The sequence below is a fragment of the Brachybacterium epidermidis genome (assembly GCF_015209585.1).
GTDB classification, from domain to species: Bacteria; Actinomycetota; Actinomycetes; order Actinomycetales; family Dermabacteraceae; genus Brachybacterium; species Brachybacterium epidermidis.
Genome location: NZ_JADEYR010000001.1, coordinates 404,303 through 414,576, shown reverse-complemented (window position 1 = coordinate 414,576; position 10,274 = coordinate 404,303). Strand labels below are relative to the sequence as shown.

General features: G+C 68.9%; 9 protein-coding genes and 1 other RNA gene. 3 read left to right on the top strand and 7 right to left on the bottom strand.

Features of this window, described 5'->3' with window-relative positions:
* The first annotated feature begins 121 nt into the window (after positions 1 to 121).
* From tdh to IOE58_RS01860, 3 genes are all read left to right on the top strand, one after another.
* The gene (gene tdh, locus IOE58_RS01870; protein ID WP_193864728.1) at positions 122 to 1,186 is read left to right on the top strand and encodes an L-threonine 3-dehydrogenase; all 1,065 of its coding nucleotides are present in this window, start codon (positions 122 to 124) and stop codon (positions 1,184 to 1,186) included.
* A 31-nt stretch (positions 1,187 to 1,217) separates the two neighbouring features.
* Positions 1,218 to 2,435: a glycine C-acetyltransferase gene (locus tag IOE58_RS01865; RefSeq protein ID WP_193864727.1), complete on the top strand. Its 1,218-nt coding sequence runs from the start codon at positions 1,218 to 1,220 to the stop codon at positions 2,433 to 2,435.
* 218 nt (positions 2,436 to 2,653) lie between these two features.
* Positions 2,654 to 3,523 carry a sugar phosphate isomerase/epimerase family protein gene (locus tag IOE58_RS01860; RefSeq protein WP_193864726.1) on the top strand — a complete coding sequence of 290 codons (870 nt, stop codon included), beginning with the start codon at positions 2,654 to 2,656 and terminating at the stop codon, positions 3,521 to 3,523.
* 64 nt (positions 3,524 to 3,587) lie between these two features.
* Here IOE58_RS01860 and IOE58_RS01855 read toward each other — a convergent pair whose 3' ends face one another.
* The 7 genes from IOE58_RS01855 to ftsE all read right to left on the bottom strand — a co-directional run bounded on the left by IOE58_RS01855 (position 3,588) and on the right by ftsE (position 10,233).
* The gene (locus tag IOE58_RS01855) at positions 3,588 to 4,532 is read right to left on the bottom strand and encodes a cation diffusion facilitator family transporter (RefSeq protein ID WP_193864725.1); all 945 of its coding nucleotides are present in this window, start codon (positions 4,530 to 4,532) and stop codon (positions 3,588 to 3,590) included.
* A 182-nt stretch (positions 4,533 to 4,714) separates the two neighbouring features.
* Positions 4,715 to 5,086: a transfer-messenger RNA gene (gene ssrA, locus IOE58_RS01850) on the bottom strand.
* 220 nt (positions 5,087 to 5,306) lie between these two features.
* Positions 5,307 to 6,212: a hypothetical protein gene (locus IOE58_RS01845; protein ID WP_193864724.1), complete on the bottom strand. Its 906-nt coding sequence runs from the start codon at positions 6,210 to 6,212 to the stop codon at positions 5,307 to 5,309.
* Positions 6,213 to 6,376: 164 nt separating this feature from the next.
* The gene (gene smpB, locus IOE58_RS01840; RefSeq protein WP_228018478.1) at positions 6,377 to 6,898 is read right to left on the bottom strand and encodes an SsrA-binding protein SmpB; all 522 of its coding nucleotides are present in this window, start codon (positions 6,896 to 6,898) and stop codon (positions 6,377 to 6,379) included.
* 184 nt (positions 6,899 to 7,082) lie between these two features.
* Entirely contained in the window at positions 7,083 to 8,369 is a 1,287-nt protein-coding gene (locus IOE58_RS01835) for a murein hydrolase activator EnvC family protein (RefSeq protein WP_193864723.1), read from the bottom strand.
* Positions 8,370 to 8,371: 2 nt separating this feature from the next.
* The gene (gene ftsX / locus IOE58_RS01830) at positions 8,372 to 9,289 is read right to left on the bottom strand and encodes a permease-like cell division protein FtsX (protein WP_193864722.1); all 918 of its coding nucleotides are present in this window, start codon (positions 9,287 to 9,289) and stop codon (positions 8,372 to 8,374) included.
* On the bottom strand, positions 9,286 to 10,233 hold the full coding sequence (gene ftsE, locus IOE58_RS01825) for a cell division ATP-binding protein FtsE (RefSeq protein ID WP_193864721.1): 948 nt from the start codon (positions 10,231 to 10,233) through the stop codon (positions 9,286 to 9,288). The genes ftsX and ftsE overlap by 4 nt, the downstream gene beginning before the upstream one ends.
* Positions 10,234 to 10,274 lie beyond the last annotated feature (41 nt).

Genomic DNA, 10,274 nt, shown 5'->3' with positions numbered 1-10,274 from the left:
CTACGGCCCGTACCGAAGGAGCAGGCGGTGCGCCCGCACTAGGATGAAGGTCACTGATCGGACACGGGCTGCCGGCTGTCCTGGCCGGGCCCGTGGTGTGACCGAGGAGACGACCGCTGCGATGCGTGCGCTGCGCAAGACCGAGCCCGGGCCAGGCCTGATGCTCACCGAGGTGCCGGAGCCGAAGTGCGGCCCTTGGGACGTGAAGATCCGGGTGATGCGCGCCGGGATCTGCGGGACCGACCTGCACATCCTGGCCTGGGACGCCTCCGCCCAGGCCATGTGCGACACCGTCCCGTTCACCCCCGGCCACGAGTTCTACGGCGAGGTGGTCGAGGTGGGCGACCAGGTTCCCGATGTGCGCATCGGCGACCGCGTCTCCGGTGAGGGGCACGTGGTGTGCGGGACCTGCCGCAACTGTCGGGCCGGACGCCGGCAGATGTGCATCCGCACCCGCTCCGTGGGCGTGCAGAGGGACGGCGCCTTCGCCGAGTACGTGGTGATCCCGCACCTGAACGTGTGGGTGCACGAGTCGGGCGGTGGCACCGAGCTGATCTCCCCCGAGCTGGGCGCGCTGTTCGATCCGCTGGGCAATGCCGTGCACACCACCGTGAAGTTCCCCGTGGTGGGTGAGGACGTCCTGGTCACGGGCGCGGGCCCGATCGGCCAGATGTGCGTGGCCGTGGCGCGCCATGCCGGTGCCCGCTACATCACCGCCACCGACGTGGCGCCGCACCGGCTGCAGATGGCCGTCGAGAGCGGGGCGGACGTCACGGTGGACGTCTCCACCACCCGTGTGCGCGAGGCCCAGCAGGAGCTGGGCATGCGAGAGGGCTTCGACGTGGGTCTGGAGATCTCCGGGCAGGCCTCCGCCCTGCAGGAGATGATCGAGAACATGAACCACGGCGGCAAGATAGCGCTGCTGGGGCTCCCGCCCAGGCAGTTCGAGATCGACTGGACGGTCGTGGTCACGCGCATGCTCACCCTGCAGGGCATCTACGGCCGCGAGATGTTCGAGACCTGGAACGCGATGGCCGCGATGCTCACCAGTTCGCAGAAGCTGCGAGAACTGGTCACCCGCACCGTCACCGACGTGCTGCCCGCCTCCCGGTTCGAGGAGGGCTACGAGATCGCCCGCTCCGGCAGCGGCGGCAAGGTGCTGCTGGACTGGGAGAGCATCGATTGACCACTCACCCCCACCCGCAGGAAGGAACCCCGTGTACACGGACCTCAAGGATCAGCTGACCGCCGAGCTCGCACAGATCGAGGAGGCCGGGACCTTCAAGCACGAGCGGGTGATCACCACCGCTCAGTCGGGCCGCATCACCGCGGGCCCCATCGGCCGTGACGGCTCTGAGGTGCTGAACTTCTGCGCCAACAACTACCTGGGCCTGGCCGATCACCCCGACCTGGTCGCCGCCGCCCACGATGCCCTCGATGAGCGAGGTTTCGGCATGGCCTCGGTGCGCTTCATCTGCGGCACCCAGGACCTGCACCTCCGGCTCGAGGACGCCATGAGCGAGTTCCTGGGGACCGAGGCCACCATCCTGTTCTCCTCCTGCTTCGACGCCAACGGGGCCGTGTTCGAGCCCCTGTTCGGCAAGGAGGACGCCATCATCTCCGACGAGCTGAACCACGCCTCCTTGATCGACGGCATCCGCCTTTCCAAGGCGGCGCGCTTCCGCTACCGCAACGCCGACATGGCGGATCTGCGCACCCAGCTGGAGGCAGCCGCGCAGCTGCACGACGGCAAGGGCGCTCGCCGCACCGTGATCGTCACCGACGGGGTGTTCTCCATGGACGGGTACCTGGCACCGCTGGAGGAGATCTGCGACCTCGCCGAGGAGTTCGGCGCGCTGGTGATGGTGGACGACTCCCATGCGGTGGGCTTCATGGGCGCCACCGGGGCCGGCACACCGGAGCACTTCGGGGTCTCGGATCGGGTGGACATCTACACCGGTACCTTCGGCAAGGCGCTGGGCGGCGCGAGCGGCGGCTATGTCTCCGGTCGCGCCGAGATCATCGCCATGCTGCGGCAGAAGGGCCGTCCCTACCTGTTCTCCAACTCCCTGGCACCGGCGATCGTGGCCGCCTCGATCAAGGCCCTCGAGCTGGTGGCCGCCTCGCACGAGCTGCGCGGCACGCTGTTCGACAATGCAGCCCGGTTCCGCCGACGCATGGGCGAGGAGGGCTTCGAGCTGCTGGACGGCGAGCACGCGATCGTCCCGGTGATGTTCGGGGACGCCGCGCTGGCCGGTCGGATCGCCGATGCGATGCTCGAGGAGGGCGTGTACGTCACCGCGTTCTCCTACCCGGTGGTGCCGCGCGGAAGGGCTCGCATCCGCGTGCAGCTCTCCGCCGCGCACACCGAGGAGGACATCGAGGCCTGCGTGCAGGCGTTCGTGCGCGCTCGGGACCGGGTGCAGGCGAGCTGAGCCCCGGTCAGCCACCGCTGCGCGCGACGGCAACCGCTGCCAGCGCGGGCACGGGCTCTGCTTCGGCTGAGCCGCGGGTGGTGGCCGGCCCCGCTCGGCTGGGCGCCGATCCTGCCCGGTGCCGTGCCCCCGTCACGACAACGGGCGGCAACCTGCCGCAGCGGGACGGGTCGCGCTGGATAGGCTGGTGCGCACCCTACTGCCTCGAGGAGAGTGCCATGGCGCGCATCGGAATCCAGCTGATGATGCTGAGGGACCACATCGCCGAGCAGGGGGTGCTGCCGGTCCTGGAGCGGGTGCGCGAGACCGGCTACAGCGTCGTGGAGGTCTCCCAGATCCCGATGACCGCGCAGAACGTGGCCGACATGGAGCGGGCTCGCACGGAACTGGGCATCGAGTACGCCGCGATCTCCGCGAAGACCACCGCGCCGCCCTCCTCCCAGGGCCAGACTCTGGCCGAGCACTTCGATCTGCTGGTGAAGGAGGCGCAGACGCTCGGCACCTCCATGATCCGGATCGGCATGATGCCGATGGAGGCCATGCGCTCCCCGGAGGCGTTCTTCGCGTTCTGCGATGAGACCGAGCAGTACGCGGCCCGGATGCAGGAGGCGGGCATCTCGCTGAGCTACCACAACCACCACGTGGAGTTCGCCCGGATCGACGGGCGCACGCTGCTGGAGCACCTGCGCGAGAAGGCCCCGAGCCTGCGCTTCGAGATCGACTGCCACTGGGTGCAGCGCGGCGGCCGCGACCCGGAGCGCACCCTGCAGCAGTTCGACGGCGTGCTGGACATGGTGCATCTGAAGGACTACCGGATCACCCTTCCCCCGGCCGAGGTGCTGGCGGCGATGGATGCAGGGGACACCACCGCCTTCCCCACCTACTGGCAGGGCTCCATCGTGCAGTTCGCCGAGGTGGGACAGGGAACCCTGGACTGGGCACCGGTGATCGAGCAGGGCATCGCCTCCGGTGCGGAGCACCTGCTGGTGGAGCAGGACCTCACCTACGGGCGCGACATCTTCGAGTCGCTGGCGATGAGCAGGGCGCACCTGGTGGAGCTGGGGTACGGGGCACTGATCGACGGCTGAGCCGACAGTCGGCGCTGTCCGCGCCCTGGCGGCCCGATGTGCGCGCGCCATGGGCTGGCTGTGGTCACTCGTGCAGGGCGGCCCAGGCCTCCTGGCGGCGGATCTCCTCCGTCTCCAACTGGATCGTCGAGTGCTCGAACGCGATCGGGAAGTGGCTGCGCAGGCAGGACTGCACGTCGGCGAGGATCTGCGGGGCATGACCGGATTCGAAGCAGCCGTCCGCGATCACCACGTGCGCCGAGATCACCGGCAGGTCGCTGCCGATTGCGGAGGCGTGCAGGTCGTGCAGGTCTACCACGTGGTCCAGCGCCAGGATGTGCTCGCGGACCTCGTCCAGATCGACACCGCGCGGGGTGTACTCCATGAGGATCCGCAGGGTCTCGTGGAGGATCCGGAACGCCCGGGGGACGATCAGGGCGGCGATGAACAGTCCCGCCAGTGCATCGGCCCGCTGGAACCCCGTGGTGGCGATGACCACGGCTGCCACGATGACGCCCAGGGACCCCAGGGCGTCGTTGACCACCTCGAGGGTGGCGGCCCGCAGGTTCAGGTTGGCCGATCCGCTGCCCGAGAGGATCAGGATGGAGACGATGTTGGCCGCCAGGCCGACGACGCCGAAGATCAGCAGCTCCCGGGAGGGCACCTCCGGCGGCGCGGCGAGCCGCGAGAGCCCTTCGACCGCCGTGTACAGCCCCACCACCAGCAGCAGCACCGCCTGCCCGAGGGCGGCGATGACCTCGATGCGCGCGAAGCCCCACGTGCGCGCGCTGCTGGGCGGACGCAGCATCATGGTGGCGGCGATCAGCGCCACGGCGAGTCCCGAGGCGTCCGCGAGGGCGTGGACGGTGTCCGTCAGCAGTGCCAGGGAGCCGGTGATCACGCTGCCCACGGCCTGGACGAGCACGATCACCAGGGTGATCCCGAAGGCGAAGGCCAGGCGCCCACGGGCGGTGCGGGCGCTGCTGTGGGCGTGACCGTGGGTGTGGCCGTGCGAATGGACCCCGGCCATCAGAACCGATCCCGCACACGCGTCATGTCCATACCGGAGATGGTACCGATGGGGCGGGAGCGCCGGCGCCGGGTGCAGCCAGGCGCGTGCGAGAAATGCTCACCGCGTGATGACGACGCATGCAGAAGGCCCCCTCCCCCGCGCATCAGCGCAGGGGAGAGGGCCTTCTGGTACTTCTCATCGAGTGGAGACGGCGGGAATCGAACCCGCGTCCGATAGTGCGAAGCCAGGGCTTCTCCGGGCGCAGTCCGTGAAAGGCGCTTTCTCAGTCCCGACGCTCGCACGGACACGTCGTCGACGGACTCAGTCACTCTGAGGTGTTCACCCGGCCCCGATGACGAGGGACGGAAGCAGTGGCTCCTTTGATGATGGAACGATCCGGGTCAGGAGCACGCCCGGGGTTCCAGACTGCTGTCGCTGATCAGGCAGCGAGAGCGAAGTCAGTGCGCTTGGGTTCGGCACTTATTGGTTTCCAGAGGACATTAACGAGTTGACTCTGGATTCTCGGCCCGCTTCCCCTCGCTGGACAACTACCGTCGAAACCGATCGTCCCCGAGCGTGGAGCAGTGGCATGGAGCGGCAGCTGATGGGCTGCCGGTGCACTCGATGTTCACTTGTCAATCAGAGGAATCCTCAGCCGTACGGCTGGTGGACCCTCGTCCACGGTCATACCAGTGTAGCCGGTGGCGCGCGTTCGCCCAAGGTCTTTTCTACGTGGGCAGGCCCACCGGGATCCGGGGAATACCGGGTCCGGTGGGCCTGCGGACGGGCGGATCAGCCCGATTCGCCCTCGGTGGACTGGTCGCCGATCTCCAGGGCCACCAGCAGCCCGGGGTCGGAGTCCACGAACCACACAGCCATCGCCTCGGCATCGAAGCCGGCGTCGGTCGAGTGCTCCCAGACGACGTCGCACCCGACGGGATCCGGGGAGCCGGCCGGGAGCGCACCCTCGCACTCGGTCACCGCGATCGGGGAGTCGAGGGGGGCGTACCCGGCATCGCTGTTCGCAGTGGCCTGGACAGCCTCGCCGAGCTCCGCGGCACTCAGCTCATCCGTGCCGAACATGGAGCCCTGCCCCACTCCGACGAGATGGTTGTCCTGATCGGTGAAGGTCTCCAGTGCCTGCGCCGATGGCGGGGCACCGATGCTCACCAGCAGTGCCGGGGAACCGGCCGGGTCGAACCCCACCGGCGCGCGTACCGCCATCACGGTCAGCTCCTGCTCCCCGTCGAGGCCCTCCATGTCGAAGGATGCCGTGCAGTTCACGGAGGACCTATCGGTGTAGGCGAGCTCGCCGTCGCAGGAGGGGGCGGTACGGTCGCTGATCACCTCGTGCCCGGCAAGCACGCCTGCCAAGCCGTCACCGGTGAGCGTCCACGGGGTCTGCGAGGTGTCCACGGCCTCCTCCACCCCGTCGACGATGTAGAGCACGGCCGGCGGCCTGCCTGCACTGCCCCGGGCCTCCGGGGCATCCGCCCCTCCCCCGTCGCTCGCTCCGACCTCCGACTGGTCGTCGGTGGCCTCATCGGAGTCGGTGGCGGTGCCTCCGCCGTCCGATGATGCCGGGCCCTGGTCGCCCCCGGTCGCCTCCTCGCCCGCTGTCGGCTGATCGACCGGTTCTGCATCGTTGCTGCATCCGACCATGCCGAGTGCCAGCACGGCGGCCGCCACTCCGGTCATGAGCGCTCGAGCCGTGCGGCCCGCCCTGGTCGTGCGCGATTCCCTCATCGGTACCCCTTCGTGGTCGAGCTGCTCCTCGCAGCTCCGTCGGTGTGCCTGGTCCGGCGCACGCCAACTGTATAAGGGAACCCAACATCAGCTCAAGCGATAGTAAAACTGTGTGGTCAGACGAGTTCTCGCCGGCGCATCGCGCGCTGGGCCTCACGCAGATCCTGCTGTTCGCGCAAGGTGTGCCGCTTGTCCCACTCCTTCTTGCCGCGGGCCAGGGCGATCACCACCTTCGCGTGGGATCCGAGGAAGTACATCTCCAGCGGGACCAGGGTGTAGCCCTTCTCACGGGTCTTCCCGGCGAGCTTGGCGATCTCGTGCTTGTGCAGCAGCAGCTTGCGCTTGCGGCGGGCGGCATGGTTGGTCCAGGTGCCCTTCACGTACGGGGCGATGTGCACGGCATCCATCCACACCTCGCCGCCATCGAGATAGCAGTAGCCGTCGACGAGGGAGGCACCGCGGTCACGGAGGGACTTCACCTCGGTGCCGGTCAGCACGATGCCGGCCTCCCAGGTGTCATCGATGTGGTAGTCGTGACGGGCCTTCTTGTTGGAGGCGATGAGCTTCTTGACGGGTCCGTCCGCAGCGCCCTGCCTCTTCGCGGCCTTGGTCGCCTTCTTCTCGGCCTTCGTGGCCATGGTCCCTCCTCACCTCGTGATCCACCAGCGCCACCGTTCGGCCTCACCGGAGCCGACGCGGTCCCCGCGCCAGCGTCCCAGCCTACGCGCCGCTCCTGGTCGTGTGCGAGCGATTATGCGCAGGGCGCGAGGGCACGGCACCGGGCGCCGGCCTCAAAACCGCTCCCGGGCGGCGCGTCCTGGTTCAGATGTACTTCGCGGGGTTGACGGCGTTGCCGTCCTCGTGGATCTCGAAGTGGAGGTGGCAGCCGGTGGAGCTTCCGGTGGTGCCCACGTAGCCCACGGTCTGCCCGGCTGAGACGCTCGCCCCCACCGGAAGTGCGAAGCCTTGCAGGTGGTGGTAGGAGCTGGTGATCAGCTTGCCGTTGTGGATGCCGTGGCTGAGCACGATCTTGTTGCCGGCGCCGCGGTTGTAGGTGCGCTGGATGACGCGGCCGGACTGGGTGGCGCCCACCGGGACGCCGCAGGCGGAGGGGAAGTCCACCCCGGCGTGGAGGCGGCGGGTGCGGTAGATCGGATGCACGCGCCAGCCGAAGTTGGAGTTCAGGCGCTCACCGACGGGGCGGGTCCATCCGCTGCCCGAGGGCGTGACTGCGGGCTGCGCCCCGCCGCTGCCGCTGCTCTCCTCCCGCTCGCGCTCCTTGCGGGCCAGCTCGGCGATCTCGTCGTCGAGGGAGGAGCTGCGCGACTCCAGGTTCTGCTCGTCGTCCTCGTACTGCTTCTTCTTGTCCTCGAGGTCGTCGCGCTGCTGCGTCTGCTGCGCATACAGGTCGTCGAGCTCCTGCTTGGCGTCCTCGGCGTCCTGCTCGGCCTGGGTCTTCCGCTCGAGGGTCTCCTCGGCCTCGGCCTTGAGGTCGTCGATCTCCTCGCGCACGGCGGTGAGGCGGTCGGCGGAGTTCTCGCTCACGGCCTGGTCGGTGCGCAGGGTGTCCAGGCGCGACCCCTGGGACGCCATGGTGAGGCGGTAGTTCATGGTGCGATCCACCGTGTCCTGGGGGCTGCCGCCCACGAAGACGGTGGCCGGGTTGGGAATCCCCGCGCCCTTGTAGGCCGACAGTGCCACCTGGGCGAGCTCGTCGTCGGTGCGGTCGACCTCGTCCTGGCCGGCGGCGACCTCGTCCTCCAGCTCCTTCTCCTCGTCCTGGGCCTTGCTCAGCCGTTCGCCGACCTCGCGGTCCTCCTCCTCGGCGATCGCGAGCTCCTCCCGGGCGTCGTCGAGAGCGTCCTGGGCCTGAGGGATCAGCAGCTCGGTCTCGGCCAGTTCCATGTAGGTGTCGGCGAGGTCGTCGTTGACCCCGTCCAGCTCCAGGCGGAGGTCCTCGAGCTGCTGCTCGATCGAATCGCGCTCGGCGATCTTGTCGTCCTTGGACCCCTCCGCGAGCGCCGTGGTCGGCACCGCCAGCAGCGGGAACAGCACCATCAGTGCGGAGGCGAGCACGCACAGCGGGCGGCGCAGGAGGCGATCGGTCATGCTCACACCTTCAGGTAGCGGTTCAGGGAGACCACACAGGACACGATGGACAGCGCCGCGCCCAGCACGATGATCACCGGCGCCGCCCACACCAGGTCGGCGGTTCCCACGGTGATCAGCTGGGGGCCGAGGGTCTCCACCAGCCAGCCCTCGACGATGTACCGCAGGCCCACCCACAGCATCGCTGAGGCGATCACTCCTCCGATGAGGGCGGCCGCGGCGCCCTCGAGCAAGAACGGTGCCCGGATGAACACGTTGGAGGCTCCCACCAGGCGCATGATCGCGATCTCGCGGCGGCGGTTGGCCACCGCCATCCGGATCGTGGTGGCCACCAGCAGAGCGGCGGCGACCAGCATCAGCACCGCCAGTCCCAGGGCGAACATCGTGGACTGGTTGAGCACGTCGATGAACGGGGCGAACACGCTGAGCAGGTCGGTGACCTCGTCCACGCCGTCGCGTCCCTGGAAGAACTCGACCACCGCGTCGGAGTCCTCCGCGTTCTTCAGCGTGATGTGGAAGGAGACGGGCATGTCCGCGGCCGTGAAGTTCGAGACGAACCCCTCCCCCGCGAACTGCTCCTGGTAGATCTCCAGGGCCTCGTCCTGACTGCGTTCGGAGAACCTGTCGATGTACGGGGAGAGCACGTCCCCCTCGAGGGCCTCGCGCGCGGAGTCGATCTGCGCATCGGTGGCCGCTCCCCCGGCGCACGAGGCCGCCGTCGAGTGGGGCGAGCACATGAAGATGGTCACCTGCGACTGCTCCACCAGGGTGTTCTTCATCTCCAGGATCTGCTTCTGCATCAGCAGGCCGGTGCCCACGAAGGTCAGGGAGACCGCGGTGACGATCACCACCGAGATCACCATGGAGATGTTGCGCCACAGACCGGTGAGGATCTCGCTGAGGATGTACCGCGCCCTCATCGTGCGGACTCCGGATCGTGCAGGTCCTCGGCGAAGGCCTCGTCCTCCTCGCGCAGGTGGGCATCGCGCTCGTCGAGCAGGTCGTCGCCGTCATGGGGGACGCGGTGGGATCCGCCCGCCTGTCTCCCGGGACGGTCGTCGGGGGAGCGCTGGGCATCATCGGTGCTGTCCCGGTGATCCGTCTCCGGATCGGCGAGGGCCTGTGCGTCGAGGTCCTCGGCCCCGTCGGGGAGGTTGCCGGAGATGACGCTCTCCGGGGCGACGGACTCGTAGGTGCCGTGGGCGTCGTCGCGCACCACCCTGCCCGCGACCATCTCCACCACTCGGCGGCGCATGCGGTCGACGGCGGTGCGGTCGTGAGTGGCCATCACCACGGTGGTGCCGCGATCGTTGATCTCGGCCAGCAGGTCCAGGATTCCCTCCGCGGTGGAGGGGTCGAGGTTGCCTGTGGGCTCGTCGGCCAGCAGGATCGAGGGGCGGTTGACGTAGGCCCGGGCGATGGCCACGCGCTGCTGCTCACCGCCGGAGAGCTCGTGTGGCAGGCGGCGGCCCTTGTCCTCCAGTCCCACCATCTCCAGCATCTCGGGCACCAGGCGCCGCACCACCTTGCGGGGGGTGCCGATCACGGCCAGGGCGAACTCGATGTTCTGGTAGGCGGTCTTGGAGGGCAGCAGGCGGAAGTCCTGGAACACCATGCCGATGTCGCGCCGCAGCGCCGGCACCCGCCACGAGGGGATGCGGGAGAGGTCCTTGCCGGCCACGTGCACGGTCCCACTGGTGGGCGCGGTCTCCTTGAGCACCATGCGCATCAGGGTCGACTTGCCGGAACCGGAGGCCCCCACCAGGAACACGAACTCCCCGCGGGCGAACTCGATATCGAGGTTCTCCACCGCGGGGTTCTGTCCACGCATGTACGTCTTGGTGACGTCGTCGAAACGGATCACGAGCGCCTGTCGGGGTCGGGGAAGCTGAGCGCTTCCAGGGT